General features: G+C 72.7%; 23 protein-coding genes. 21 read left to right on the top strand and 2 right to left on the bottom strand.

All coding sequences use genetic code 11. The features are described 5' to 3' along the window. Positions 1 to 65 precede the first annotated feature (65 nt). The 16 genes from ACI8AG_RS12330 to ACI8AG_RS12405 all read left to right on the top strand — a co-directional run bounded on the left by ACI8AG_RS12330 (position 66) and on the right by ACI8AG_RS12405 (position 21260). Positions 66 to 1577, top strand: a complete 1512-nt coding sequence (locus ACI8AG_RS12330; protein ID WP_456597268.1) for a potassium/proton antiporter — start codon at positions 66 to 68, stop codon at positions 1575 to 1577. A 131-nt stretch (positions 1578 to 1708) separates the two neighbouring features. Then, positions 1709 to 2938: a DUF4032 domain-containing protein gene (locus tag ACI8AG_RS12335; protein WP_456597269.1), complete on the top strand. Its 1230-nt coding sequence runs from the start codon at positions 1709 to 1711 to the stop codon at positions 2936 to 2938. 135 nt (positions 2939 to 3073) lie between these two features. Continuing rightward, positions 3074 to 4429: an extracellular solute-binding protein gene (locus tag ACI8AG_RS12340; RefSeq protein WP_456597270.1), complete on the top strand. Its 1356-nt coding sequence runs from the start codon at positions 3074 to 3076 to the stop codon at positions 4427 to 4429. Further along, entirely contained in the window at positions 4426 to 5388 is a 963-nt protein-coding gene (locus ACI8AG_RS12345; RefSeq protein WP_456597271.1) for a carbohydrate ABC transporter permease, read from the top strand. The genes ACI8AG_RS12340 and ACI8AG_RS12345 overlap by 4 nt, the downstream gene beginning before the upstream one ends. Next, complete coding sequence (locus ACI8AG_RS12350; protein WP_456597272.1) at positions 5388 to 6221, top strand: carbohydrate ABC transporter permease; 834 nt, start codon at positions 5388 to 5390, stop codon at positions 6219 to 6221. The genes ACI8AG_RS12345 and ACI8AG_RS12350 overlap by 1 nt, the downstream gene beginning before the upstream one ends. Before the next feature lie 55 nt (positions 6222 to 6276). Further along, entirely contained in the window at positions 6277 to 7554 is a 1278-nt protein-coding gene (locus ACI8AG_RS12355; RefSeq protein WP_456597273.1) for an ABC transporter ATP-binding protein, read from the top strand. A 205-nt stretch (positions 7555 to 7759) separates the two neighbouring features. Continuing rightward, entirely contained in the window at positions 7760 to 8221 is a 462-nt protein-coding gene (gene lspA / locus ACI8AG_RS12360; protein WP_456597274.1) for a signal peptidase II, read from the top strand. 38 nt (positions 8222 to 8259) lie between these two features. Next, complete coding sequence (locus tag ACI8AG_RS12365) at positions 8260 to 9207, top strand: RluA family pseudouridine synthase (protein WP_456597275.1); 948 nt, start codon at positions 8260 to 8262, stop codon at positions 9205 to 9207. A 10-nt stretch (positions 9208 to 9217) separates the two neighbouring features. Beyond that, positions 9218 to 10036: a CPBP family intramembrane glutamic endopeptidase gene (locus ACI8AG_RS12370; protein ID WP_456597276.1), complete on the top strand. Its 819-nt coding sequence runs from the start codon at positions 9218 to 9220 to the stop codon at positions 10034 to 10036. Between the two features lie 35 nt (positions 10037 to 10071). Continuing rightward, on the top strand, positions 10072 to 10506 hold the full coding sequence (locus tag ACI8AG_RS12375; RefSeq protein WP_456597277.1) for a GNAT family N-acetyltransferase: 435 nt from the start codon (positions 10072 to 10074) through the stop codon (positions 10504 to 10506). Positions 10507 to 10712: 206 nt separating this feature from the next. After that, the gene (gene dnaE / locus ACI8AG_RS12380) at positions 10713 to 14273 is read left to right on the top strand and encodes a DNA polymerase III subunit alpha (RefSeq protein ID WP_456588735.1); all 3561 of its coding nucleotides are present in this window, start codon (positions 10713 to 10715) and stop codon (positions 14271 to 14273) included. An 85-nt stretch (positions 14274 to 14358) separates the two neighbouring features. After that, entirely contained in the window at positions 14359 to 14964 is a 606-nt protein-coding gene (locus tag ACI8AG_RS12385) for a DUF2567 domain-containing protein (RefSeq protein WP_456597278.1), read from the top strand. 149 nt (positions 14965 to 15113) lie between these two features. Beyond that, on the top strand, positions 15114 to 16580 hold the full coding sequence (locus ACI8AG_RS12390) for a class I adenylate-forming enzyme family protein (RefSeq protein ID WP_456597279.1): 1467 nt from the start codon (positions 15114 to 15116) through the stop codon (positions 16578 to 16580). Positions 16581 to 16669: 89 nt separating this feature from the next. Continuing rightward, the gene (locus ACI8AG_RS12395; protein ID WP_456588732.1) at positions 16670 to 18475 is read left to right on the top strand and encodes a DUF3556 domain-containing protein; all 1806 of its coding nucleotides are present in this window, start codon (positions 16670 to 16672) and stop codon (positions 18473 to 18475) included. Next, positions 18472 to 19887, top strand: a complete 1416-nt coding sequence (locus ACI8AG_RS12400) for a phytoene desaturase family protein (protein WP_456597280.1) — start codon at positions 18472 to 18474, stop codon at positions 19885 to 19887. Before ACI8AG_RS12395 ends, ACI8AG_RS12400 begins: the two co-directional genes overlap by 4 nt. A 50-nt stretch (positions 19888 to 19937) precedes the next feature. Further along, positions 19938 to 21260, top strand: a complete 1323-nt coding sequence (locus tag ACI8AG_RS12405) for a PucR family transcriptional regulator (RefSeq protein ID WP_456597281.1) — start codon at positions 19938 to 19940, stop codon at positions 21258 to 21260. Between the two features lie 4 nt (positions 21261 to 21264). Here ACI8AG_RS12405 and ACI8AG_RS12410 read toward each other — a convergent pair whose 3' ends face one another. Next, positions 21265 to 22065, bottom strand: coding sequence for an LON peptidase substrate-binding domain-containing protein (locus ACI8AG_RS12410; RefSeq protein WP_456597282.1), 801 nt, complete (start codon positions 22063 to 22065; stop codon positions 21265 to 21267). 117 nt (positions 22066 to 22182) lie between these two features. Here ACI8AG_RS12410 and hisD point away from each other — a divergent pair, with 117 nt between their 5' ends. The 5 genes from hisD to hisH are packed head-to-tail and all read left to right on the top strand — an operon-like array spanning position 22183 to position 26089. Beyond that, positions 22183 to 23487, top strand: a complete 1305-nt coding sequence (gene hisD, locus ACI8AG_RS12415) for a histidinol dehydrogenase (RefSeq protein WP_456597283.1) — start codon at positions 22183 to 22185, stop codon at positions 23485 to 23487. Continuing rightward, positions 23484 to 24596, top strand: a complete 1113-nt coding sequence (locus tag ACI8AG_RS12420) for a histidinol-phosphate transaminase (protein ID WP_456597284.1) — start codon at positions 23484 to 23486, stop codon at positions 24594 to 24596. Before hisD ends, ACI8AG_RS12420 begins: the two co-directional genes overlap by 4 nt. Positions 24597 to 24601: 5 nt before the next feature. After that, positions 24602 to 25198, top strand: a complete 597-nt coding sequence (gene hisB, locus ACI8AG_RS12425) for an imidazoleglycerol-phosphate dehydratase HisB (protein WP_456597285.1) — start codon at positions 24602 to 24604, stop codon at positions 25196 to 25198. A gap of 16 nt (positions 25199 to 25214) precedes the next feature. After that, positions 25215 to 25391, top strand: a complete 177-nt coding sequence (locus tag ACI8AG_RS12430) for a hypothetical protein (RefSeq protein WP_456597286.1) — start codon at positions 25215 to 25217, stop codon at positions 25389 to 25391. Positions 25392 to 25450: 59 nt separating this feature from the next. After that, the gene (gene hisH / locus ACI8AG_RS12435; protein WP_456588724.1) at positions 25451 to 26089 is read left to right on the top strand and encodes an imidazole glycerol phosphate synthase subunit HisH; all 639 of its coding nucleotides are present in this window, start codon (positions 25451 to 25453) and stop codon (positions 26087 to 26089) included. Between the two features lie 10 nt (positions 26090 to 26099). Here hisH and ACI8AG_RS12440 read toward each other — a convergent pair whose 3' ends face one another. Continuing rightward, positions 26100 to 26864 (bottom strand): SDR family NAD(P)-dependent oxidoreductase, encoded by a 765-nt coding sequence (locus ACI8AG_RS12440; RefSeq protein ID WP_456597287.1) that lies wholly within the window; start codon positions 26862 to 26864, stop codon positions 26100 to 26102. Between the last annotated feature and the right edge of the window lie 33 nt (positions 26865 to 26897).

A 26897-nucleotide genomic window follows, 5' to 3' on the forward strand; every position in this document is an offset into this window, starting at 1 on the left:
CCGGGCCACCACCGGGGGAGCCCGCCCGCCGTACGGGAGACTGACCGCATGCGGAGCGGCCGAGGGTGAACGCGACCGTCACCGTCGCGCTGGCCCTCGGGGCGCTCGTCGTGCTGGTCGCCGCGGTCGCGCTCCGGCTGGCCGACCGCGTGGGCCTGCCGAGCCTGCTGCTGTACCTGGCCCTCGGCCTGGCCATCGGTGAGGGCGGGCTGGGCGTGCGCTTCGACGACGCCGAGCTGACCCAGACCCTCGGCGTGGCTGCGCTGGTCGTCATCCTCGCCGAGGGTGGGCTGACCACCCGCTGGGCGGACGTGCGGCGGGCGGTGGGGCCGGGGCTGACCCTCGCCACCGTCGGGGTGGCGGTGAGCGTCGGCAGCACCGCGGCCTTCGCCGTCTGGTTGCTCGACGCCTCGTGGGGCTTCGCCCTGCTCCTGGCGGCGGTGGTCGGGTCCACCGACGCGGCCGCGGTCTTCGGGGCCCTGCGGCGGCTGCCCCTGCCCCGTCGGCTGGCGGCCTCCATCGAGGCGGAGAGCGGGCTCAACGACGCCCCGGCGATCCTCCTGGTCACCACCCTCGCCGCGTACCTCACCGGCGCCGGCCCGGGAGCGTGGTGGCTCATCGTGCTGCAGGTCGTGGGCCAGCTGATCGGGGGGGCCCTGATCGGCGTGGCGCTCGGGGTCGGCGGGGCGGCGCTGCTGCGCCGGGTCGCCCTTCCGCTGGCGGGCTTCTACCCGCTGGCGATCCTGGCGCTGTGCGTGCTCGCCTTCGCCACGGCCACGCTCGCGGCCACCTCGGGCATCGTCGCGGTGTACCTGTGCGGGCTGGTGCTGGGCAACGCGGCCCTCCCGCACCGCGCCGCGAGCATCGGCTTCGCCGAGGGCATGGCCACCCTCGCCCAGATCGGGCTGTTCGTCCTGCTCGGGTTGCTCGCCTCGCCGTCCCGGCTGGCCGACGCCCTGCTCCCGGCGCTCGTGGTCGGCGGGGCGCTGCTGCTGGTCGCCCGGCCGGTGTCGGTGGTGCTGAGCCTGGTGTGGTTCCGGATGCCGTGGCGGCAGCAGGCCTTCGTCTCCTGGGCGGGCCTGCGCGGAGCCGTCCCCATCGTGCTCGCCACCTTCCCCGTCACCGCCGGGGTCACCGGCGCGGCCGGCATCTTCGACACCGTCTTCGTGCTGGTCGTCGTCTTCACCCTCGTGCAGGGCTGGTCCCTGCCCTGGGTGGCGCGACGGCTGCGGATCGCGGCCCCGGTCACGCCGCGCGACGTGGAGGTGGAGGCGGCCCCGCTGGAGACGCTGGACGCCGACCTGCTGCAGCTGACCGTGCCGGACGGGTCGCGCCTGCACGGCGTCTACCTGCCGGAGCTGCGGCTGCCCGAGGACGCCGCGGTGGTGCTCATCGTGCGCGAGGGCCGGGCGTTCGTGCCCGACCGGAACACCCGGCTGATGCGGGGCGACCAGGCGCTGCTGGTGTCGGCGCGCGCATCCCGGGCGGAGGCCGAGCGGCGGCTGCGTGCGGTCAGCCGCGCCGGCCGGCTCGCCATGTGGCGGGGCGAGACCGGCCGCGCCGGCGAAGCGGACTGAGGAAGGCCCGGCGTCCCCGCCGCGGGTCCCCGGGAGGTGGCCGCTCTGCTGCGGACGCCGGCGTTCCGTGCCATCGTGATCCCACCGGCACCGGGCGGCGGTCGCCGTGCCGGGATCCCACGGAGCACCTGATGCGGTACCTCTTCCGGCCACCGGCCACCGACGCGACCGGGCTGCTGTCGCTGCCGTGGCACCAGCCGCTGGAGGAGTGGGACGACGCCCTGCTGCTCGACGTCCCCTCGCGCGGCATCTCGCGGCACGTGGTGCGCTTCGTCGCGCTCGAGGGCCGGGTCTACGCGCTGAAGGAGATCGACGAGCGGCTGGCCCGGCACGAGTACGCCCTGCTGGCCCAGTTCGAGAGCGAGGGCCTGCCGGCGGTCTCGGTGCTCGGCATCTGCGTCGACCGGCCCGACGAGCAGCCGGCCGTGCTGGTCACCCGGTACCTCGAGTACTCGATGTCCTACCGCTGGCTGTTCTCCGGGCCACGCGGCGCCCAGTCGGCCGAGCAGCTGCTCGACACGATGGTCGTGCTGCTGGTGCGGCTGCACCTCGCCGGCGTCTTCTGGGGCGACTGCTCGCTGTCCAACACCCTCTTCCGGCTGGACGCCGGCACCTTCGCCGCCTACCTGGTCGACGCCGAGACCGTCGAACGCCACCCGCGGCTGTCGCCCGGCCAGCGCCGCTACGACGTCGACCTGGCCCGCGAGCGGGTCGGCGCGGAGCTGCTGGACCTGCAGTACGGCGGGCTGCTGCCCGAGGGCATCGACCCGATCGAGGTGGCCGACAGCCTGCCTCGGCGCTACGAGTCGCTGTGGGAGGAGGTCACCCGCGAGGAGGTCTTCCGCACCGACGAGCAGCGCTACCGGGTGGCCGAGCGGCTGCAGCGGCTCAACGAGCTCGGCTTCGACGTCGGCGAGGTCGAGCTGCGCACGACCGACGAGGGCACCCGGCTGCGCGTCGAGACCCGGGTCGCCGAGCCCGGGCACAACCGGCGCGAGCTGTTCCGGCTGACCGGCCTGGAGGTGCGGGAACGCCAGGCGCAGCGGCTGCTCAACGACGTCCGCGCCTTCCGCGCCTACCTGGAGCAGAAGTCCGGTCACCCGGTGCCCGAGACGATCGCCGGCCACCGCTGGCTGGGGGAGGTCTACCAGCCCGTGGTCGACGCCATCCCCGAGCACCTGCGCGGCCGGCTGGAGCCGGCCGAGGTCTTCCACGAGGTCCTCGAGCACCGGTGGTTCCTGTCCGAGAAGGCCGGGCGGGACGTCGGGACGACGAAGGCCGCGCGCTCCTACTTCGAGACGGTGCTGCCCGGCACCCCGCAGGAGCTGACCACGCCGTCGGTCATCGCCGGCCGCGGTTGAACCGCAGGTGACCGGCCGGTCGGGCCGGCGTCACGCGGATGTCTCGTTCGGTTTGACAGCCCCAGACGGCAGTACGACGCTCCAAGGACCCCCGAGATCATCGGGCTGCACCGGACGCCAACGGAGGCGATGCGCGTGTCAGAGCTCCCCGATCCCCACCTGCCCCGTGCTCGGGCGGGGGCGTCGCTCCCCGGTCGCCCCCGACGGCCGCGCCGTCTCGCCGGTGCCGCCGCGGGCGTCGTCCTCGCCTCGGCCCTCGCCGCCTGCGGCGGTGACTCCGGCGGGCCGCCGACCCTCACCTGGTACATCAACCCGGACAACGGCGGTCAGGCCGAGCTCGCCAGCCGCTGCACCGAGGCCGCCGAGGGCCGCTACCGGATCGAGACGGCACTCCTCCCGCGCGACGCCGCCTCCCAGCGCGAACAGCTGGTGCGCAGGCTCGCGGCGAAGGACGCGTCGATCGACCTGATGAGCCTCGACCCCATCTACGTGCCCGAGTTCTCCCAGGCCGGCTTCCTGGCGGACGTCCCCGACGACGTCACCGAGCGCGTCACCGAGGGCGTGGTGCAGAGCGCCATCGCGGGCGCCACCTGGAACGAGGAGCTCGTCGCCGTCCCCTTCTGGGCCAACACACAGCTCCTCTGGTACCGCCAGTCGGTCGCCGAGGCCGCCGGCCTGGACATGAGCCAGCCGGTCACCTGGGAGCAGATCGTCACCGCGGCGCAGGAGCAGGACGTGGAGCTGGGGGTCCAGGGTGCCCGTGCGGAGTCCCTCACGGTCTGGCTGAACTCGCTCATCGAGTCCGCCGGCGGGTCCGTCATCGAGGACAACGCCGACGACCCGGAGAACATCGAGCTGGGGCTGACCAGCGAGGCCGGCGTCCGGGCCGCCGAGGTCATGCGCATGGTCGCCGACTCCGGGCAGGCCGGCGCTGCCTTCTCCACCGAGAACGAGTCGGCCTCGGCCGCCGAGTTCGAGGGGGAGAACGGTGGCTTCATGGTCAACTGGCCGTTCGTCTACGCCCAGGCCCTCGCCGGCGTGGAGAGCGGCACGCTCGACCCGTCGGTGCCGGAGGACTACGGCTGGGCGCTGTGGCCCCGGGTCGACGAGGACACCCCGAGCGCCCCGCCGCTCGGCGGCATCGACCTCGGGGTGGGCGCCTTCAGCGAGAACGCCGACCTCGCGTTCGAGGCGGCGGAGTGCATCACCACCGACGAGAACCAGGCCTACTACATGATCAACGAGGGGAACCCGGCCTCGTCGGCCGCGGTGTTCGACGACCCCGAGGTCCTCGAGCAGTTCCCGATGGCCCCCACCATCCGGGAGTCGCTGGAGCAGGCCGCACCGCGCCCGCAGACCGCTTACTACAACGAGGTCTCCGGCGGGCTGCAGCGGATGTACCACCCGCCGGGTTCGGTGGAACCCGGTGAGACCGGTGCAGAAGCCGAGGAGCTCATCACCGCCGTCCTCCGAGGGGAGCAGCTGCTGTGACGCAAACCGTTCTCCCACCGACCAAGAAGACGGCACCGGTCTCGGCGCCGGAGGGGAAGGTCAGCGACCGGTCCCGCGGCGAGCGGAGGCTCGGCTGGCTGCTCGCCGGCCCGGCGTTCGTGGTCATGCTCGCGGTCACCGCGTACCCGATCCTGCAGGCCACCTACGAGTCGTTGTTCTCGTACCGCCTCACCGACCCGGGCAACCGGGAGTTCGTCGGCCTCGGCAACTACGGGGTGATCCTCAGCGACCCGCTCTGGTGGCAGTCGCTGTGGGTCACCGTGCTCATCACCCTCATCACCGTCGCGGTGGAGCTGGTCCTCGGCTTCGCGCTGGCGATGGTCATGGCGAAGGCGCTCGCCTCGATCCGCCCGGTCGTCCGGGCCGCGATCCTCATCCCGTACGCGGTGATCACCGTCGTCTCCGCGTTCGCCTGGCAGTTCGCCTTCGACATCAACACCGGGTTCGTGAACTCGTGGTTCGCCTGGCTCCCCGGAGTGGCCGCGGACACCGACTGGTTCGGTGACTTCTGGACGTCGATCTTCGTCATCTGCCTGGCCGAGATCTGGAAGACCACCCCGTTCATCTCCCTGCTGCTGCTCGCCGGCCTGGCCCAGGTGCCCGAGGTGCTGCAGGAGGCGGCCCAGGTCGACGGCGCCACCCGGTGGCAGCGGCTGTGGCGGGTGACCATCCCGAACATGAAGGCGGCGATCATGGTCGCCCTGCTGTTCCGCACGCTGGACGCGTTCCGGATCTTCGACAGCATCTTCGTCATGACCGCCGGTGCGAACGGCACCGAGTCGGTGTCCTTCCTGGCCTACCGGCAGACGATCTCCCGGCTGGAGATCGGGCTCGGCTCGGCCGTGTCGGTGCTGCTGTTCATCGCGGTGATGCTCATCGCCGCGCTGGCCGTCAAGGGGTTCAAGGTGGATCTGGGCGCGGCGAGAGGGGAGCAGTGATGTCCGGGCGGAAGCGGGCGCTGTGGCTCGTCGGCGGTGCGCTGATCATCGTGTACTGCCTGTTCCCGATCGCGTGGATCATCTCGCTATCGTTCAAGTCGACCAACGACCTGACCACCGGCGGGTTCCTCCCCACCGAGCTCTCGCTGGAGAACTACGAGCTCATCCTCACCGGCGGGGCGAGCGGCCTGTTCCTGCCGGCGCTGCGGAACAGCTTCGGCATCTGCCTGATCGCCACCGCGATCTCGTGCCTGCTGTCGATGTTCGCCGCCTACGCGATCGCCCGGTTGGACTTCCCCGGCAAGAAGCTGATCCTCTCCACCGCGCTCGTCGTGGCGATCTTCCCGATCATCTCGATCGTCACCCCGCTGTTCAACCTGTGGCGGAACATCGGGTTGTACGACACCTGGCCCGGTCTGATCATCCCGTACCTGTCGCTGACATTGCCGATCTCCATCTGGACCATGTCGGCGTTCTTCCGGGAGATCCCCTGGGAGATGGAGCAGGCGGCGCAGGTCGACGGCGCCACGAGTTGGCAGGCGTTCCGGCGGGTCATCGTCCCGCTGGCGGCCCCGGGTGTCTTCACCACGGCGATCATCGCGTTCTTCATCGCGTGGAACGACTTCCTCTACGGCATCTCGCTGACCTCCACCAGCGCGGCGCGACCGGTGCCCGCCGCCCTGGGTCTGTTCTCCGGCGAGTCGCAGTTCGTGGAGCCGACCGGCTCGATCGCCGCCGCCGCCGTCATCGTGACCATCCCGGTCGTGGTCCTCGTCCTGCTCTTCCAGCGGCGCATCGTCGCCGGCCTCACCAACGGCGCGGTCAAGGGCTGAGCGCCGTGACCGACCACAGCCGCACCTTCCCGACCCAGCGAGGGGACGAATCCTGATGGCCTCCATCGAGATGAAGAACATCGTCAAGCAGTACGGCGACGGGTTCCAGGCCGTGAACGACGTCAGCCTCGACATCGCCGACGGCGAGTTCATGATCCTGGTCGGCCCGTCGGGCTGCGGGAAGTCGACGCTGCTGCGGATGATCGTCGGGCTGGAGGACATCACCAGCGGGGACATGATCATCGGCGGGAAGCGGGTCAACGACCTGGCTCCCCGGGACCGGAACCTCTCCATGGTCTTCCAGAACTACGCCCTGTACCCGCACATGACGGTGTTCGAGAACATCGCCTTCCCGCTGCGGCTGGCCAAGACGCCCGACGACGAGGTCCGCCGGAAGGTGAACGAGGCCGCCGACGTGCTCGAGCTCAAGGAGCACCTGGAGCGCAAGCCGGCCAACCTCTCCGGTGGTCAGCGCCAGCGCGTCGCCATGGGGAGGGCCATCGTCCGTGACGCCGAGGCGTTCCTGTTCGACGAGCCGCTGTCCAACCTCGATGCCAAGCTGCGCGGTCAGATGCGCACCGAGATCTCCCGGCTGCAGCGCCGGCTCGGCATCACCACCGTCTACGTCACCCACGACCAGACCGAGGCGATGACCCTCGGCGACCGGGTCTGTGTCCTGCGCAAGGGCGAGATCCAGCAGGTCGCCTCGCCGCGGGAGCTGTACGAGCAGCCGGTCAACCTCTTCGTCGCCGGGTTCATCGGCTCGCCCCCGATGAACTTCCTGCCGGCGACGCCGGAGGGCAACAGGCTGAAGACCCCGTTCGGCGAGATCGTGCTGGACGAGAAGCGGGCGAAGGCGGTCGCCGGGCACGACCTGCTGCTGGTCGGCATCCGCCCCGAGTACTTCGAGGACGCCTCCCTGGTCGACGAGGCCAAGCGCCCGGTGGGCTCGACGTTCCGGGCGCGGGTGGACGTCACCGAGTGGCTCGGCGACTCCCAGTACGCCTACATCCCCTACGACGCCCCCGACTCGATCCGGGCGCAGCTGCGCGACCTCTCCAAGGAGCTGGACTCCGAGGAGCTGCGCACCCAGGCCATCGTCTCCATCGACGCGACCAGCCGGATCCGGGAGGGCCGGGAGGCGGAGTTCTGGCTGGACAGCCGCAAGGTGCACGTCTTCGACCCGGAGACCGGGGAGAACCTCACCCGGGACGCCGAGGCCGGCGCCGAGCTGACCCGGCTGGCCGCCCAGGACCGGATGGAGCAGATGGAGGACTCGCGCGCTCGGGAGACCGACGCCCGCGGTGGGGCGACCGCCGTCGGCGTCGGATAGACCGGGCGGGCGGGGATCTGCGGCTATCGTTCACGGCACCGCCGGGTGATCCGGCCGGAGCCGACCGAGCGAGGAGCCCCACCTGTCCGAGCACGTCGACCCGGCGGACGGCGGTGACGGCGGATCCTCCGCCGTCGCGCCGCCCGGCCGGCCGCGCACCCGGCTGCTGCTGACGCTGGCCGCCGTCGTCCTCCTGGCCGACCTCGTGACCAAGCTCGTGGTCGTCGCGACCATCGAGCCGGGTGAGGACATCCGGCTGCTCGGCGGCGCGCTGTACCTGACCAACCTGCGCAACACCGGCGCCGCCTTCTCCTTCGCGGAGGGGGCCACGGTGCTGTTCAGCCTCATCGCGATCGTCGTGGCAGTCGTCATCGTCCGAACCGCTCGCCGGCTGCGCTCGACGGGCTGGGCGGTCGCGCTGGGGCTGGTGCTGGGCGGCGCGGTGGGCAACCTGATCGACCGCGTCTTCCGCGACCCCGGCTTCCTGCGCGGCGGGGTCGTCGACTTCCTCTCGGTGTTCGGCCCCGACGGCAGCGTGTGGCCGGTCTTCAACGTGGCCGACTCGGCGATCGTCTGCGGCGGCATCCTGGGCGCGGTGCTGGCGCTCCGGGGCATCGAGTTCGACGGCAGCCGCAGCGGTGCGGAGGAGCGGCCCCGGGCCGTCTGAGGTCCGGCTCCGCCGTCCCGTCCGGCCCGACCCGCACAATGGGGGGCGTGACCAGCGCTCCCGGCCTGCACCGCGCCCTTCCGGTGCCCGACGGGCTGGAGGGGCAGCGGGTGGACCAGGCCCTGTCCCGGCTCTTCGGCCTGTCCCGCACGGCGGCGGCCGAGCTCGCCGACGCCGGCCACGTCGTCGTCGATGGCCGGGTGCGCGGCAAGGGTGACCGGCTCACCGGGGGCAGCTGGCTGGAGGTCGAGCTGCCGCCCCCGCCGGGCGAGCCCCCGCCGCCCAGGCCGGTCGAGGGGATGACGATCCTGTTCGACGACGACGACCTGGTGGTCGTCGACAAGCCGGTGGGCGTCGCCGCGCACCCCAGCCCCGGCTGGGACGGGCCCACGGTCATCGGCGGACTGGCCGCCGCCGGGTACCGCATCTCCACGTCGGGTGCGGCCGAGCGGCAAGGTGTCGTGCACCGGCTCGACGCGGCCACCACCGGCGTGATGGTGGTCGCCAAGAGCGAGCGCGCCTACACCGCGCTCAAGGCCGCGTTCAAGGAGCGGACGGTCGAGAAGGGCTACCACGCGCTCGTGCAGGGCCACCCCGACCCGTCGCGCGGCACCATCGACGCACCGATCGACCGGCACCCGCGGCACGACTGGAAGTTCGCCGTCGTGAGCGGGGGGCGGCCGTCGGTCACCCACTACGAGGTGACCGAGGCCTTCGCCGCCGCCAGCCTCGTCGACATCCGGCTCGAGACGGGGCGCACCCACCAGATCCGGGTGCACTTCTCCGCCCTGCGCCACCCCTGCGTCGGGGACACCACCTACGGCGCCGACCCGACCCTCGCCGCCCGGCTGGGGGTCTCCCGCCAGTGGCTGCACGCGGTGCGGCTGGGCTTCCCGCACCCGGCCGACGGGCAGTGGATCGAGGTCACCAGCGAGTACCCGCCCGACCTCGCCGGCGCGCTGGCCCTGCTGCGCGCCGAGGCCTGACCCCGAGACGGTGACGGGTCTGCCGGTCGCGCTCGGCGACTTCGGCCCGGCGGCGTTCGCCGCGGTCGTGGTCGCCGTCTACCTGGTGGCGGGGGAGCCCGTCGTCGGGCACGTGCTGCACCGCCGGTTCGAGGGGCGGCTGCGCACCGACGCGGGCGCCCGCCGCTCGTTCTACCGGCGGCTGCTCGTGCTCGAGTGGGGGCTGGCCGTGGTCGCCGCTGTCGTCTGGCTCGCCGCTCCCGGGGTCGACGCCGCGGCCGTGGGGCTGGTCTGGCCGCGGGAGTGGCCCGGGCCGGTCACCGCGGCGGTCGTCGTCCTGGTCCTGCTGTTCGTCGTCGCCTCCACCCGCCAGCTGCGGGCCGGCGCCCTGCTGGAAGCGGCCCGACCGGCGCGGCGGGCGGGTCATTCCCCGCCCGCCCACGGCCGGCACGCCGAGCCGCCCGGGCAGTCCACCCTGGCGCTGCTGCCCCGCACCGGGGGCGAGCGGCGGCTGTTCACCCTCGTCGGCGTCACGGCGGGGGTGTGCGAGGAGTGGCTGTACCGGGGGTTCTTCCTCGCCGTGGTCGCCGCTGTGACCGGAGGCCTGCCCACCTGGCTGCTCGTGGTCGTCGCCGCGGCCGCGTTCGGCCTGGCGCACGCCTACCAGGGGCGCGCGGGCATCGTCCTGACCGGTGTGCTGGGCGGGATCATGGCCGCGCTCTACCTGGACACCGGGTCCTTGCTGCTGCCGGTGCTGCTGCACGCGCTGATCGACCTGCGCTTCCTGCTCGTGCCGGCCAGCGCCCTGCCGGCGTCGGTGCACGAACGGCCCGAGGCCCCCGGCCGCTGACCGGCCCGCTCGCCGGCGTCGCCAGAATGGAAGTCGTGCCCAGCCCTACCGCCCAGGTCGCCACCACCGCCGACTGGCCGGAGGTGGCGGCGCTGCGGAGCCGCGTGTTCGTCGAGGAGCAGGGCGTCCCGCCCGAGATCGAGCAGGACGACGCCGACGCGGTGGCCGTGCACGTGCTCAGCCGCGACGCCTCCGGCCGCGTGGTCGCCACCGGGCGGCTGCTGCTGGACGGGGCCACGGCGCGCATCGGCCGGATGGCCGCCGCGGCCGAGGTCCGGGGCAGGGGGCACGGGGCCGCCGTCCTCGCCGAGCTGCACCGGCAGGCCGTCGCGCGCGGGGCGCGGGCGGTCGAGCTGCACGCCCAGCTGCCGGCCCGCCGCTTCTACGAGCGCGCCGGGTACGCGGCCGTCGGCGAGGTCTACGAGGAGGCCGGCATCGCGCACGTCACCATGCGGCGCGCGCTGTCCTGAGCCGAATCCGGACCGCTGTGACGGATCGGTCCACTGTGAGCAGACACGTCGTGTCAGACCCTCGGCGTAGAACCGAACCAGTGCGAGGATCGACCCACCGGCCCGCCGGTGCCCGCCACCCCGCATGCACTGCCGGTCTTCCCCGCCGGTCGCCCGCCGCGTGACGCCGGCTGGGCACGCACGACCCGTGAGGAGCATCCCGCACAGTGAGCAGCCCGTCCGATTCGTTCGTGCACCTGCACGTGCACACCGAGTACTCGATGCTCGACGGCGCCGCGAAGCTGCCCGAGGTCACCAAGGCCGCGGCGGAGCAGGGGATGCCGGCGCTGGCCATGACCGACCACGGCAACGTGTTCGGCGCCTACGACTTCTACAAGCAGGCGCACGCGGCCGGCGTGAAGCCGATCATCGGCATGGAGGGCTACTACACGCCGGGCTCGCGGTTCGACCGGGCGCCCTTCGACTTCGGCGACAACCTCATCGACGAGGAGGGTGACGGCGGCTCCAACCGCGGGAAGGCCGCGTACACCCACATGACGCTGCTGGCCCGCAGCACGGAGGGGATGCACAACCTCTTCCGCATCTCGTCGCTGGCCAGCCTCGAGGGGCAGTACCGCAAGCCCCGGTTCGACCGCGACCTGCTGGAGCGCTACGGCAAGGGCCTCATCGCCACCACCGGCTGCCCGTCGGGCGAGGTGAACATGTGGCTGCGCGCCGGCAAGGAGGACAAGGCGCGCCAGGCGGCCGCGGACTTCCAGGACATCTTCGGGCGGGAGAACTTCTACGCCGAGCTGATGGACCACGGCCTGGCCATCGAGAAGAAGACCCGCCCGGCGCTGCTGGCGATCGCGAAGGACCTCGGCATCCCGCTGCTGGCCACCAACGACCTGCACTACACGCACAAGGAGGACGCCGAGGCACACGACGCCCTGCTGTGCATCCAGACCGGCTCGCGGCTCAACGAGCCCAACCGCTTCAAGTTCAACGGTGACGGCTACTACCTGAAGTCCGCCGCCGAGATGCGGGCGCTGTTCACCGGCGACCTGCGGGAGGCCTGCGACAACACCCTCCTGGTCGCCGAGCAGTGCGAGGTGACGTTCACCGAGGGCGCCGACCTCATGCCCCGGTTCCCCCTGCCACCGGGGGAGGACGAGACCTCCTGGTTCGTGAAGGAGGTCGAGCGCGGCCTGCACAAGCGCTATCCGAACGGCATCCCCGACCACGTGCGCAAGCAGGCCGACTACGAGGTCGGGATCATCTGCCAGATGGGCTTCCCGGGCTACTTCCTCGTGGTCGCCGACTTCATCAACTGGGCCAAGGACAACGGCATCCGGGTGGGCCCGGGGCGTGGCTCGGCCGCGGGCTCGCTGGCGGCCTACGCCATGGGCATCACCGACCTCGACCCGCTGCAGCACGGGCTGATCTTCGAGCGGTTCCTGAACCCCGAGCGCGTCTCCATGCCCGACGTCGACATCGACTTCGACGACCGCCGCCGGGGCGAGGTCATCCAGTACGTCTCCAAGAAGTACGGCGAGGAGCGGGTCAGCCAGATCGTCACCTACGGGACGATCAAGGCGAAGGCGGCGATCAAGGACGCCGCCCGCGTGCTCGACCGGCCCTACTCGGTGGGCGACGAGCTGACCAAGCTCATGCCGCCGGACGTCATGGGCAAGGGCATCCCGCTGTCGGGGGTCTTCGACCCGGCCCACCCGCGCTACAAGGAGGCCGCGGAGTTCCGCGCCCGCTACGAGTCCGACCCCGGGGCGGCCGAGGTCGTCGACCAGGCCCGCAAGCTCGAGGGGCTGAAGCGCCAGTGGGGCGTGCACGCCGCCGGCGTCATCATCGGCCGCTACCCGCTGATCGACAGCATCCCGATCATGCGGCGCGAGGCCGACGGCGCCATCATCACGCAGTTCGACTACCCGACCTGCGAGACGCTCGGCCTGCTGAAGATGGACTTCCTGGGCCTGCGCAACCTCACCGTCATCGACGACGCCCTGCGCAACATCGTGATCAACGGCAAGGAGCCGGTCGACCTCGACGAGATCAGCAAGGACCTCACCGACCCGGCCACCTACGCCCTGCTCTCCCGCGGCGACACGCTCGGGGTCTTCCAGTTCGACGGCGGGCCGATGCGCTCGCTGCTGCGGCTCATGCGGCCGGACAACTTCGAGGACATCTCCGCCGTCGGCGCGCTCTACCGCCCGGGCCCGATGGGTGCGAACTCGCACACCAACTACGCGCTGCGCAAGAACGGCCAGCAGGAGATCACCCCGATCCACCCGGAGCTGGCCGAGCCGCTGGAGGAGATCCTCGGCCAGACCTACGGCCTGATCGTCTACCAGGAGCAGGTCATGGCGATCGCGCAGAAGGTCGCCGGGTACTCGCTCGGCAAGGCCGACCTGCTGCGCCGCGCCATGGGCAAGAAGAAGAAGTCGGTGCTGGACGCCGAGTTCGTCGGCTTCGAGGCCGGCATGAAGGCCAACGGCTTCTCCAGCGCCGCCATCAAGACCCTGTGGGACATCCTCGTCCCCTTCGCCGATTACGCGTTCAACAAGGCCCACTCCGCCGCCTACGGCCTGGTCTCGTACTGGACCGCCTACCTCAAGGCCAACTACCCGGCCGAGTACATGGCCGGCCTGCTCACCAGCGTCCAGGACGACAAGGACCGTCGGCCCATCTACCTGGCCGAGTGCCGCCGGATGGGCATCAAGGTGCTCCCGCCCGACGTCAACGAATCATCGTGGGACTTCACCGCCGTCGGCACCGACATCCGCTTCGGGCTGGCCTCGGTGCGCAACGTCGGCACCAACGTCGTGGAGTCCATCGTCCGGGCGCGCGAGGAGAAGGGCGCCTTCAAGGACTTCGCCGACTTCATGCGCAAGATCGACACGGTCGCCTGCAACAAGAAGGTGATCGAGTCCCTGGCCAAGGCTGGGGCCTTCGACTCGCTCGGCCACTCCCGCCAGGGCATCGTCGCCGTCCACGCCCAGGCCGTCGACTCCGCGATGGGGCTCAAGCGCAAGGAGGCTGAGGGCCAGTTCGACCTGTTCGGCAGCTTCGGCGGGGATGGGGCGGCCGACGACCCGTTCGCCGGCGCCCTCGACATCACCATCCCGACCGCCGACTGGTCCAAGAGCGAGCGGCTGATGTTCGAGCGCGACATGCTCGGTCTCTACGTCTCCGACCACCCGCTGCACGGCGTCGAGCACGTGCTGGCCGCCAACGCCGACACCCCCATCGCCGAGATCAACGCGGGCGGCGTCGAGGACGGCGCCAACGTGACCATCGCGGGCATCCTCACCGCCGTCTCGCCGCGCACCAACAAGCAGGGCGCGCCGTGGGCGATCGCGACGCTGGAGGACCTCGAATCCGGCATCGAGGTGCTGTTCTTCCCGAAGACGTGGGCCGAGGTCTCGGAGAAGGTGGTCCGCGACCAGATCGTCGTGGTCAAGGGCCGGATCAGCCGTCGCGACGACCAGCCCTCGCTGTTCGGCTCGGAGGTCATCGTCCCGGAGCTCACCGAGGGCGCACGCGGTCCCGTGCTGGTCTCGATGGCCGCCGCCCGGTGCACCCCACCGGTCGTGGAGCGGCTGCGGGAGGTGCTGGGCAGCCACCCGGGCACCACGGAGGTGCGGCTCAAGCTGGTGAACGGCAGCAGGGAGACGGTGCTGCGGCTCGACCAGGGGCTGCGGGTGCAGCCCAGCACCGCCCTGATGGGCGACATCAAGGCACTCCTCGGGCCGACGAGCGTGGCGCTGCTCTGAAAGAGGACCCCCTGCCCCCCACCGCTCGCACGCTCGCGGCGGGCCCCCGCAGGGGGCCGGGCTCGGGAGGTTGTTCACTGGTGGGGTGAGCACCCCACCGCTGCCCGTCCAGCCCGTTCCGGGGGTGCCCCCGCACGCCTACTGGCGGGGCTGGCCGGAGGTCCGGGAGGACCTGCGCGCGGGCCGGGCGCTCCTGGTCGGGCTCGCCCTCGCCGGCCTGCCCGCGGGTGCGCTCTGGTGGCTGCTGGCCCCCCGGGCGGAGTTCCAGGTGACCGAGACCGGCCCGGTCGCCGTCGGCCCGCCGGCGGCGGAGGTGCGGATCGCCGACGACACCGTGCTCGTACTCGTGCTGCTGGGCCTGGGGCTGCTGGCCGGCGCCGTGGCGTGGCAGGTCCGCCGCGGCCGGGGGGTGGGCATGCTGGTGGTCCTCGTGGCCGGTACGTCGGCGGCGGCCGTCCTCGCCTGGCAGGTCGGGGAGCTGCTCGGGCCCTCACCCACCGAGGTCCAGCTCTCCCAGGTCGGCGCCGAGGTCACCACGGGGCTGGTGCTCGGTTCCCTGCCCGGCCTCGCCGCCGCGCCGTTCGCCGCGCTGCTGGTGTACCTGGGCTGCGCGCTGGTGGCCGCCGACGACGGCCTCGGCCGGCGCAGGGGCGGCGATCCGGGGACCGTCGCGCCGCCTCCTGTGCGCTGAGCCGACGCACCGTGCACGGTGCACAAAGGCCGTGGCCAAGTTGGTGCGCGGTGGCCGTGGGCAGGCCGGGGGATCGTTCCTAGTGTCGGCGGTCACAGGATCTGCGTGGTGCGGATCACAGCGTGCGACCACCGAGGAGACGGCGACGCATGAGCTTCGGTTACCTGCCCTGGGCGCGGCCGGCATCCTCGGGTGACGCGCCCTGCGTCCGCGACGAGGTCGTCGCCCTGACCTACGCGGAGCTCGACGTCCGGGTCGCCGCGTTCGCCGGTCAGCTCGCGGAGCACGGGTTCGGTCGCGGCGACGTCCTCGCCGTCATGCTGCCCAACCGGGTCGAGCTCCTCGTGGCGCTCTTCGCGGCGTGGCGGCTCGGCGGCGCCGCGACGCCGGTGAACCCGGTGTTCACGGCGAGCGAGGCGGACCACCAGATCGCCGACTCGGGCGCCACGCTCGTGGTGAACCTCGGGCCGGGTGCGCCGACGGCCGGCCGGCCGGCGATCGGTGTCGACGACATGCGGGTCGCCGGCTCCGGGGCGCAGCTCCCGCCGGTCGCCCTGGAGGGGCACGACCTGGCCCTGCTGATCTACACCAGCGGCTCCACCGGGCGCCCGAAGGGCGTCATGCTCGACCACGCCAACGTCGAGGCCATGTCGAGCACCATGGCCGACCACTTCTCCCTCACCGAGCGGGACCACTGCCTGCTGGTGCTCCCGCTCTTCCACGCCAACGCGCTCATGGTGAGCGCACTCGCGACGTTCCGGGCCGGCGGGCAGCTGAGCATCGTGGGCAGCTTCTCCGCGAGCCGCTTCTTCGAGCAGGTGGAGCGGCTGCGGCCGACGTACTTCTCCGCCGTCCCGACCATCTACGCGCTGCTGGCCTCGCTGCCCGACGACGTCCGCCCCGACACCTCGTCGCTGCGCTTCGTCGTCTGCGGCGCCGCTCCCGTGCCGGCGGAGCTCCTCGACCGCTGCGAGGAGCGGTTCGGGTTCCGGATGGTCGAGGGCTACGGGCTCACCGAGGGCACCTGCGCCTCGGCGTGCAACCCGGTCGACGGCGTGCGCAAGCTCGGGAGCGTCGGCCCCGCGCTGCCCGGCCAGCGCATCGAGATCCGCGGTGAGGACGGTGCACCCGTGCCCCCCGGTGCGATCGGCGAGGTCGTGATCGCGGGGCCCACCGTCATGCGGGGATACCTCGGCCGGCCCGAGGCGACGGCGGAGACGCTGGTCGACGGCTGGCTGCGCACCGGCGACGTGGGCCGGCTGGACGACGACGGCTACCTCACCATCGTCGACCGTGTGAAGGACATGATCATCCGCGGCGGGGAGAACATCTACCCCAAGGAGATCGAGGCCGTCCTCACCACCGTGCCCGGCGTCCTCGAGGCCGCGGTCGTGGGCCGACCCGACGCCGTCCTCGGGGAGTCGCCCGTGGCCTACGTGAGCCTCTACCCGGACGCCCGGGTCACCGAGGAGCACCTGCTCGAGCACTGCCGGCGCCACCTCACCCGGGTGAAGGTCCCGGAGCGGATCGAGATCGTCGACGGCCTGCCCAAGAACCCGGTGGGGAAGACCGACAAACCCGCCATCCGCCGGTCGTTGCAGCCCCAACCGGCCTGACCGACAGCTTTCCCGCGCCCCTCTGCACGTCCGCCAGCAGCGAGAGCACCCCTCTCGCTGATCACCCCTGCCCGTACGAAGGAGCAACCATGGGCTTCAAGACCGCAGACATGCCGCCGGTGGACCCGGCGCAGTTCGAATCGATGCCCTTCATGGAGCGCATGCGGATGCTCGCCACCCACTGGTGCGAGTACGGCTTCGGCGGCCCGAAGACCAACCACATGCTCTACGTCTACAAGCTCGCCTTCTACGTGTTCGGCGGGTTCGCGGTCGTCGGGCTGACGACGCCGGGACTGGGCTTCGGGGACCTCGGGGCGTGGTGGGGCGAGCCGATCGTCTACCAGAAGCTGATCATCTGGACGATCCTGTTCGAGATCACCGGGTGGGCGTCGTCCTCCGGCCCGCTGGCGTTCAAGTTCAAGCCGTTCATCGGCGGCTTCCTCTACTGGTCGAAGCGCGGCACGCTCCGGCTCCCCCCGTGGCCGGGCAAGGTCCCGTTCACCGCGGGTGACCACCGCACCGCTTTCGACGTGGGCCTGTACTTCTGCATCCTGGCCACGCTGGTGTTCCTGCTGATCGGCCCCGGGGTGCGCACCGACGCCCTGCCCGGCAGCGAGGCCGGCCTGCTGCCGCAGTGGGCGCTGCTGACCTTCGTGGCGCTCATCATCGTGATGGGGCTGCGCGACCGCGTCGTCTTCCTGGCGGCTCGCTCCGAGCAGTACATCGCGGTGCTCTTCTTCTTCGGCATCCTCGGCAACCACGTCGACATGATCATCGCGGCCAAGATCGCCATGGTCACCATCTGGATGGGCGCCGGCGTCTCGAAGTTCGGGCACCACTTCACCAACGTGGTCCCGCCGATGATGAGCAACACGCCCTGGCTGACGTCGCTGCGGTTCAAGCGGGCGCTGTACCGCGACTACCCGAACGACCTGCGGCCGTCCAAGGTCGCCTGGGCCTTCGCGCACATCGGCGGCACGGTCGTCGAGCTGGTGCTCCCGCTGGTCCTGCTGTTCTCGACCAACACCACGATCACCTGGCTCGCGATCGTCGGGATGATCGTGTTCCACATCTTCATCACCTCGACCTTCCCCCTGGCGGTGCCGCTGGAGTGGAACGTCTTCTTCATGTTCGCCACCGCGTGGCTGTTCGGCGGCTTCCCGGCCGGCGAGGGCTACGGCATCGGCGACATCAGCTCGCCGTGGCTGCTGCTGCCCATCGTCGCCGTGTTCGTGGCCTTCCCCATCCTGGGCAACCTGCGGCCGGACCTGGTGTCGTTCCTGCCGTCGATGCGGCAGTACGCCGGCAACTGGGCCTCGGCCACCTGGGCCTTCCGGGGCGACGAGGCCGAGGACAAGCTGAACCAGCACCTGGTGAAGTTCAACCCCAACCAGATCGACCAGCTCTCCGGTGCGTTCGGCAAGGAGATCGCGGAGATCTTCATGCAGAAGGCGGTGGCCTGGCGGACGATGCACAGCCAGGGCCGGGGCCTGCTGTCGCTGATGATGCGGCACCTGGACCGCATGGAGAACTACCGCATCCGGGAGGGCGAGTTCGTCTGCACCACGCTGGTCGGCTGGCAGTTCGGCGACGCCCACCTGCACAACGAGCAGACCGTCACGGCCGTGCAGAAGCGCTGCGGGTTCGAGCCGGGGGAGTGCATCGTCGTCTGGGTCGAGTCGCAGCCGATCCACCGCTCGACGCAGGAGTACAAGGTCATCGACGCGGCGCTGGGCGTGGTCGAGCGGGGCTACTGGAAGGTGAGCGACGCGGTCGCGGAGCAGCCCTGGCTGCCGAACGGCCCGATCGCGCACACGGTCACGTGGCGGAGCCCCGGCTACACCCCGGCCGGTGAGCACCCGCACCCCGTCGTCCGTGCCAGTGTGAGTGCATGACCGACGCCGTCGTGGTCGGCAGCGGGCCCAACGGGCTCGCTGCCGCCCTCACCCTCGCCGCCGCCGGCGTGCACGTCACGGTCCTGGAGGCCGCGGACACCATCGGGGGAGGGACCCGCAGCAGCGCCCTCACGCTGCCGGGTCTGGTCCACGACGAGTGCGCCGGCTTCCACCCGCTCGCCGTGGACACCCCGTTCTCCCGCGCGTTCGACCTCGGCGCGCAGGGGCTGACGTGGCGGTGGGCGGGCATCGAGTACTCCCACCCGCTGGACGGCGGCCGCGGCGCCGCCGTCCAGCGGTCGGTGGACGCGACCGCCGACCACCTGGGCGCCGACGCCGGCCGATACCGCAGCCTCTTCGGCCCGCTGACGGAGCGCTTCGGCGACATCGCCGAGGACTTCCTGCAGCCGCTGCTGCACGTCCCGGCGCATCCCGTGAAGCTCGCGCGGTTCGGCGCCTACTCCCTGCTCCCGGCGGCGGTCCTCGCCCGGCGCTGGTCCACGGAGGAGGCGCGCGCCCTGTTCGCCGGCGTCGCGGCGCACGCCTTCCGGCCGTTGGGCTCCCCGGCGTCGTCGGCCATCGGCGTGGCCCTCGGCACCGCCGCGCACCGCTACGGCTGGCCGGTGGCCGAAGGAGGATCGGCGGCCATCAGCCGGGCGGTGTCCACCCTCCTCGCCCGGTACGGCGCGAAGGTGGAGACCGGGGTGACCGTCGGCTCGATGGCCGAGCTGGGGGAGCCGGACATCGTCATGCTCGACCTCGCGCCCCGTGCCGCGGCCCGGCTCGTCGGCGACCGGATGCCCCGGCGGGTCTCGCGCGCGCTGACCCGCTACCGGCACGGGCCGGGGTCGTTCAAGGTCGAGTTCGCCGTCCAGGGCGGCGTTCCGTGGGCCCACGAGGAGTCGCGGCGGGCCGGGACCGTCCACGTCGGAGGCACGTTCGAGGAGATCGCCGCGGCGGAGAGGGACATCACCCGCGGCCGCATGCCCGAGCGTCCCTTCGTCCTCGTCGGGCAGCAGTACGTCGCCGATCCGAGCCGCTCGGCCGGCGACGTCCACCCGCTGTACACCTACGCCCACGTGCCGGCCGGCTACACGGGGGACGCGACGCGGGCCATCGAGCAGCAGATCGAACGGTTCGCCCCCGGTTTCCGCGAGCGCGTGCTGGCCCGGCACGTGACCTCGGCCGCGGGGCTGGAGGCGCACAACGCCAACTACGTCGGAGGGGACGTCGTCACCGGCGCCAACGACCCGCTGCAGCTGGTCTTCCGCCCGCGGGTGGCGCTGGACCCCTACTCCCTCGGGGTCGACGGGGTCTACCTCTGCTCGGCGGCCACACCGCCCGGCGCCGGCGCCCACGGGCTGTGCGGGTACAACGCCGCCCGGTCGGCCCTGTCGCGGGTCGCACGCTGAGCGCGGGGCAGGACGGACGTGCACGGACGGGACGGCGGCAGGAGGCGGGGATGAGCGCGGCGACGGGGCCAGGGCACGGGGCGCCGGGCCCCGAGAGCGGCGAGCGGGTGCTCGCCCTGGTGTCGCAGGCGGGCAGGCGGCTGGACCGCCGTCAGCCCCAGATCGCCCGGGACATGACCGAGCTCATCGCCCGGCACATCAGGAGCCTGGACGTGGACCCGCAGTTCATGGAGCTGCTCCGGGCCAGCGTGGACGCCAACACCAAGACGCTCACGCACATCCTGACCAACCACATCCCGATCGAGCACCTGATGCCCACGACGGCCGCGGTCGAGTACGCCCTGCGGCTGGCCCAGCGGGAGATCCCGGCCAACTCCCTCGTCCGCGCCTACAGCATCGGCAAGGACGACTTCATCGAGCAGATGTTCCCCGACGTCCAGGCGCTCGACTGCACGGCGGAGGAGAAGTTCGAGGTCCTGCACCACATGGCCACCGTGGTCGGGCGGTACATCGACTGGATCTCCCAGTACGTCTTCGAGGCCTACGAGGCCGAACGCGAACGCTGGCTGAGCACGCAGGGGACCGTGCGCGCGGCGCTCATCCACGACGTGCTGGCCGGGCAGAAGGTCGCGCCCGGGCGCTTCGAGCGCGAGACCGGCTACCGCCTGACGGCGCACCACCTCGGGCTGATCATCTGGTCCGTGGACGCGGCGCCGGCGCCGGACGAGCTCCGGTTGCTCACCTCCGTCGTGTCGAAGGTCGCGACGGGAGCCGGCTGCTCGGGGCCGCCCCTGGTGACGGCGGTCGACCGCGAGACCGCCTGGGCATGGCTGCCCTTCGCGGTCCGGCCGGGGGAGGTGGACACCACTCAGATATGCCGGCTCGTCGAGCAGGCGCGCACCTGCCGGGCCGCCCTGGGGCTCTCCGGGTCGGGTGTGGACGGCTTCCGGCGCACCCACGAACAGGCCCGGGCGGCCCGTCGGGTCGCCATGGCCTCGGGCGCCACCACGCCCGTCACGGGCTTCGGCGACGAAGGCGTTGCGATCACGTCGATGCTGGCCGGCGATCTCGACTCCGCGCGGGCGTGGATCCACGAGGTGCTCGGTCCGCTCGCGGTGGACAACGATGCGTCCCAGGTGCTGCGCGAGACGTTGCGGGTCTTCTACCTCACGGGGGAGAGCTACACCGAGACCGCAGAGATCATGCGGCTGCACCGCAACACGGTGAAGTACCGGGTGTCCCGAGCGCTGGAGCTGCGGCAACCCGCAGCGCGGTCGCACCGGGTGGACCTGGCGGTGGCCCTGAACGCCTGCCACTTCCTGGGGTCCGCCGTGCTCGACGCCGGCACCCGGGCCGACGCGCCGCCGGCCTGACGGGTCAGTTCACCGTCATCGGGACGGCGAACTGCTGCAGCGGCGCCGGGACCGCGCCGAGGGTCTGCAGCAGCGTCAGCTCCCGGCGCAGCAACCGGGACTCCGCGGCCAGGCGGCGGCGGGTCGCGGACTCCGCCAGCAGCGCCTGCCGGTCCTCGGTGGTCAGCAGCGCCGAGGAGGCGACCAGCCAGGACAGCGCGGTCGGGTCGTCGGACGCCGCCGCGAGCCGCACCGCGGCCTCCGCGCCGTCCCCGTGCGCGCCGGCGCCCAGCGCCGCCACCTCCGCGACGTACCGGGTGAAGAGGTCACCGACCCCGTGCGCGAGGAGGTCGAGCGATCCACGGGCGACCGAGCTGGCGAGCTCGTCCGCCGGCGGGGCCAGCCCCGCGGAGTCGCCGGTGGCCACCTCGGCGTCCCCGGCGGCCTCCTCCGCGGCCTCCTCCTCGGCCAGCCACTCCACCTCCGCCTGCAGGTAGGGCGGGTCGTCGCCGACCACGACGTCGAGCAGCCGGAACCGCTCACCACCGACGGTCACGATGCGGAACCCGCCGTCGGACTGCGGTTGCACGCGCTGCAGCCGCGCGGTGCACCCGATGTCGTAGAGCGCCGCCGCGGGGGCCACCCGCTCGACCTCCCACCCCTGCCGGATCGCCACGACCCCGAAGAACCTGCGGTCGCCGAGCTCGGGCAGGTCCATCAGGTCGCGCATCAGACGCCGGTAGCGGGGCTCGAAGATCTGCAGGGGCAGCACGACCCCGGGGAAGAGGGGCCGTCCCAGCGGGAACAGCGGGATCAGCTCACCCATCCGGAGAAGCGTACGGCCCCCCGACCGCCTGCCCGTGTGGGCGCCCCGGGCCCGTCGCGGGGCGCTGGATACCCTGGGATCCGCGTCGTACCACCGATCCGACCCCGGAGGCATCCCGTGCTGGCACGCATCGACCTGCGCGGACACGCGTTGCCCGGCGTCCGGGAGCTCACCGGGCTGCTGCCGCGCGCCGCCACCGACATCGACTCGGTGCTCGCCACCGTCCGCCCGCTCTGCGAGGACGTGCGCATCCGCGGCGCCCAGGCGGTGCGGGAGATCACCGCCCGCCTCGACGGCGTGGACGCCGAGGACTTCGCGGTGCCGCAGGAGGCGCTCGACCGCGCGCTCGCCGAGTGCGACCCGACGCTGCGGGAGGCCCTGGAGGAGGCCATCGCCCGGGTGCGGAAGGTGCACGGCGACCAGCGGCGCACCGACGTCACCACGGAGGTCGCGGCCGGCGGCACGGTCACCGAGCGCTGGCTCCCGGTCCGCCGCGTGGGGCTGTACGTGCCCGGCGGCCTGGCGCCGCTGCTGTCCAGCGTCGTGATGAACGTGGTCCCCGCGCAGATCGCCGGCGTCGAGTCGATCGCGGTGGCCTCCCCGCCGCAGCGGGACAACGGTGGCCTGCCCGACCCCGGGGTCCTCGCCGCCTGCGCGCTGCTGGGCGTCACCGAGGTCTACGCCGTCGGGGGTGCCCAGGCCATCGCCGTCTTCGGGTACGGCGCCGGCTCCTGCGAGCCGGTCGACATGGTCACCGGTCCCGGCAACGTCTACGTGACCGCCGCGAAGCGGCTGCTGCGCGGGCTGATCGGCATCGACTCCGAGGCGGGCCCCACCGAGGTCGCGATCCTCGCCGACGACACCGCCGACCCCGCCCACGTCGCCGCCGACCTGATCAGCCAGGCCGAGCACGACCCCCTGGCCGGCGCGGTGCTGGTGACCGACAGCGAGGAGCTGGCCGACGCCGTGCTGGCCCTGGTGCCCGGGCAGGTGGCCGGCACCAAGCACTCCGAGCGGATCACCACCGCGCTGGACGGCAGCCAGTCCGGCATCGTCCTGGTCGACGACCTGGACGCTGGGCTGCGGGTGGTCGACGCCTACGCCGCCGAGCACCTGGAGATCCAGACCCGCGACGCGCGTGCCGTCGCGATGCGGGTGCGGAACGCGGGCGCGATCTTCGTCGGCGCCTGGTCGCCGGTCTCCCTGGGCGACTACTGCGCCGGGTCCAACCACGTGCTGCCGACCGGCGGGTGCGCGCGGCACTCCAGCGGGTTGAGCGTGCAGTCGTTCCTGCGCGGCATCCACGTCGTCGAGTACGACGAGCAGGCGCTGGCCGACGTCGCCCGTCACATCGACGCCCTCGCCGGCGCCGAGGACCTCCCGGCGCACGCGGCCGCGGTGCGGGTCCGGCAGCGCCCGTGACGTCGCTCGAGGAGCTCCCGCTGCGGCCGGAGCTGCGCGGCCGCACGCCCTACGGCGCCCCGCAGCTGCCGGCCACCCACCGGCTCAACACCAACGAGAACCCGCACCCGCTGCCGGCCGAGCTGCTCGCCGACCTCGGCGAGGCGCTCGGGCGCGCGGCGCTGGAGCTCAACCGCTACCCCGACCGGGACGCCGTGGCGCTGCGGGCCGACCTCGCCGCCTACCTGTCCCGGACCGGCGGCCGGCCGCTGGAGCCGGCGCAGGTGTGGGCGGCCAACGGCTCCAACGAGGTGCTGCAGCAGATCCTGCAGGCGTTCGGGGGAGCGGGGCGCACTGCGCTCGGGTTCACGCCGTCGTACTCGATGCACCCGATCATCGCGGCCGGCACCGGCACGTCGTGGGTCGACGGGCACCGGGCCGCCGACTTCACGATCGACACTGAGGCCGCCGTGGCGCAGGTGCGCGACGTGCGGCCGGACGTCGTCTTCGTGACCAGCCCGAACAACCCCACCGGCACCGCGGTCGACCTGGACACGGTGGCCGCCCTCTACGACGCCACCGACGGTGTGCTCGTCGTCGACGAGGCGTACGCGGAGTTCGCGCGGACCGGTACCCCGTCGTCGCTCACCCTGCTCCCCGGCCGGCCCCGGCTGATCGTGAGCCGGACGATGAGCAAGGCCTTCGGCATGGCGGGGCTGCGGCTGGGCTACCTGGCCGCGGACCCGGCCGTCGTGGACGCCATCCAGCTGGTGCGGCTGCCCTACCACCTGAGCTCGCTCACCCAGGCCGCCGCCCGGGCCGCGCTGGCGCACACGGATGCCCTGCTGGCGACCGTCGACGCGGTCAAGGCGCAGCGCGACCGCATCGTGGCGGCGCTGCCGGGCCTGGGGCTCACGAGCGTGCCCAGCGACGCCAACTTCGTCCTCTTCGGGCACTTCGCCGACGCGCCCGCCGCCTGGCGGGCGCTGCTGGACCGGGGGGTGCTCGTGCGGGACGTCGGTCTCCCGGGATGGCTGCGGGTGACCGCCGGTACCGCCGAGGAGACCGACGCCTTCCTCACCGCCCTGGGTGAGGTCGCGCCGGCCCACCGCACGACTCTGGGAGACTGACGCCCATGACCCGCACCGCACGCGTCGAGCGCCAGACCAGCGAGACCAAGCTCGTGGTGGAGCTCGACCTCGACGGCACCGGCAGCAGCTCGATCAGCACGGGCGTGGGCTTCTACGACCACATGCTCACCGCGCTGTCCAAGCACAGCGGCATCGACCTGACCGTGCGGGCCGACGGTGACCTGCACATCGACGCCCACCACACGGTGGAGGACGTCGCCATCGCGCTGGGCCAGGCGTTCGCCGAGGCGCTGGGCGACAAGCGGGGCATCACCCGCTACGGCGACGCCACCATCCCGATGGACGAGGTGCTCGCGCAGGCCGCGGTCGACCTCTCCGGCCGGCCGTACTTCGTGCACGCCGAGCCCGAGAACATGACGCCGATGATCGGGCCGGACTACCCGACCTCGCTGACCAAGCACGTGCTGGAGTCCTTCGCGTTCAACGCGCGGATCAGCCTGCACGTGCGGGTGCTCTACGCCGGCCGCGACGCCCACCACATCGTCGAGGGCCAGTTCAAGGCGCTGGCGCGGGCGCTGCGTGCGGCCGTCGCGATCGACCCGCGGGTCACCGACGTCCCCTCCACCAAGGGCGCCCTGTGATCCTGCGCGGCCGGCGGTGAGCTCGGGGCTGCCCCTCCTGCTGCTCGGCGGCTTCCTGCTCGGTGGTGCGTGGAGCATCTGGCGGGCGGACACCGCCGACGGCCGGCGCACCGGGCCGCAGGTCGCGTTCGCCGTCATCCTGCTGATCGCGGCCCTGCTGGCCAGCGCGGCGGGCATCCTGCGGCTCGTCTGAGCCGGCGCTGCCCGGGAACACATCGAGGGGCTCCGGCGCTGGTCGGTAGCGTGGCAGGCGTGAAGAAGGTGGCGGTCCTCGACTACGGCTCGGGCAACCTGCGTTCCGCGGAGCGGGCGCTGCAGCGGGTCGGTGCCGAGGTGACGGTGACCTCCGACGCGCGGACCGCGCTGGACGCCGACGGCCTGGTCGTGCCCGGGGTGGGCGCGTTTGCCGCCTGCATGGCGGGCCTGGACGCCGTCGACGGCCGCCGGATCATCGGCCGCCGGCTCGCCGGGGGCCGGCCGGTGCTCGGCATCTGCGTCGGCATGCAGATCCTCTTCGAGCGCGGCGTGGAGCACGGCGTGGACGCCGAGGGCTGCGGCGAGTGGCCCGGCGTGGTCGAGCCGCTCGAGGCGCCGGTGCTACCGCACATGGGCTGGAACACCGTCCAGGCGCCGCAGGACAGCGTGCTGTTCGCGGGGCTCGCGGACCAGCGCTTCTACTTCGTGCACTCCTACGGGGTGCGCACCTTCCCGCTGGGCCAGGACGGCGTGCCCTCGCCGCTGGCGCCGCCGTTGGTCACCTGGGCCGAGCACGGCGACCGGTTCGTCGCCGGTGTGGAGAACGCCGCGCTGTCGGCCACCCAGTTCCACCCCGAGAAGAGCGGCGACGCCGGCGCGCAGCTGCTCACCAACTGGCTCGGCACGCTGAACTGAGGCGCGCAGGTCAGCTGCGCAGGTAGCTGGCCCCGTTGACGTCGATGATCGTGCCGGTGGAGAAGCGGGCCTCCGGGGACGCCAGCCAGAGCACGGCCGCGGCGACCTCCTCCGGTCGCGCCACCCGCCCGTAGGGGGATTGCGCGCGGACGGCGTCGCCGCTGGGCCCGTCGAGGATCTCGCGCGCCATCTCGGTCTGCACGAACCCCGGGGCGACGCTGCCCACGCTGATCCCGTGCGGGGCCAGGGCCTGGGCCATCGACTGCCCGAAGGCGTTCAGGCCCGCCTTCGCCGCGCCGTAGGCCGGTGTGCCCGGCTCGCCGCGGAAGGCGCCCCGGCTGGTCACGTTCACCACGGCGCCGCCACCGGCCGCGACCAGGTGCGGCACCGCGCGGAAGGTGGCGTGCATCGCGCCGACCAGGTTCACCTGCAGCGTGCGCGCCACGGCCGCCTGCCAGTCGGTCCAGGACGTCTCCAGCGGCGGGTGCGGCGTGTAGACGCCGGCGTTGTTGACGAGCACCTGCAGCCCGCCCAGCGCTGTCGCCGCGTCGTCGACCATCGCCCCGACCGCCTCGGCGTCGGCCACGTCCGCCTGCACGACGGTGTGCCCGGCCCCGGGCAGCTCGGCGGCGACCCGCTCGGCCGCCTCCCGGGAGCTGCCGGAGTGCACCGCCACCCGGTCCCCCCGGGCGGCGAAGGCGTGCGCGATCGCTCGCCCGATGCCGCGGGAGGCGCCGGTGACGAGGACGGCGCGGGGTGCTGCGGCGCTGGTCATGGCAGCAGTCAACCAGCCGGCGACGGCGCGCCG

This window comes from Blastococcus sp. SYSU DS0552, assembly GCF_054050815.1.

Excerpts from the sequence above, each read along its gene's own strand:
- ACI8AG_RS12440 (WP_456597287.1), bottom strand. The coding sequence starts at position 26,864 with ATGACCAGCGCCGCAGCACCCCGCGCCGTCCTCGTCACCGGCGCCTCC.
- ACI8AG_RS12350 (WP_456597272.1), top strand. The coding sequence starts at position 5,388 with ATGTCCGGGCGGAAGCGGGCGCTGTGGCTCGTCGGCGGTGCGCTGATC.
- ACI8AG_RS12400 (WP_456597280.1), top strand. The coding sequence starts at position 18,472 with ATGACCGACGCCGTCGTGGTCGGCAGCGGGCCCAACGGGCTCGCTGCC.
- ACI8AG_RS12410 (WP_456597282.1), bottom strand. The coding sequence starts at position 22,065 with ATGGGTGAGCTGATCCCGCTGTTCCCGCTGGGACGGCCCCTCTTCCCC.
- ACI8AG_RS12335 (WP_456597269.1), top strand. The coding sequence starts at position 1,709 with ATGCGGTACCTCTTCCGGCCACCGGCCACCGACGCGACCGGGCTGCTG.
- ACI8AG_RS12365 (WP_456597275.1), top strand. The coding sequence starts at position 8,260 with ATGGGGGGCGTGACCAGCGCTCCCGGCCTGCACCGCGCCCTTCCGGTG.
- ACI8AG_RS12405 (WP_456597281.1), top strand. The coding sequence starts at position 19,938 with ATGAGCGCGGCGACGGGGCCAGGGCACGGGGCGCCGGGCCCCGAGAGC.
- ACI8AG_RS12395 (WP_456588732.1), top strand. The coding sequence starts at position 16,670 with ATGGGCTTCAAGACCGCAGACATGCCGCCGGTGGACCCGGCGCAGTTC.
- ACI8AG_RS12355 (WP_456597273.1), top strand. The coding sequence starts at position 6,277 with ATGGCCTCCATCGAGATGAAGAACATCGTCAAGCAGTACGGCGACGGG.
- hisB (WP_456597285.1), top strand. The coding sequence starts at position 24,602 with ATGACCCGCACCGCACGCGTCGAGCGCCAGACCAGCGAGACCAAGCTC.
- ACI8AG_RS12390 (WP_456597279.1), top strand. The coding sequence starts at position 15,114 with ATGAGCTTCGGTTACCTGCCCTGGGCGCGGCCGGCATCCTCGGGTGAC.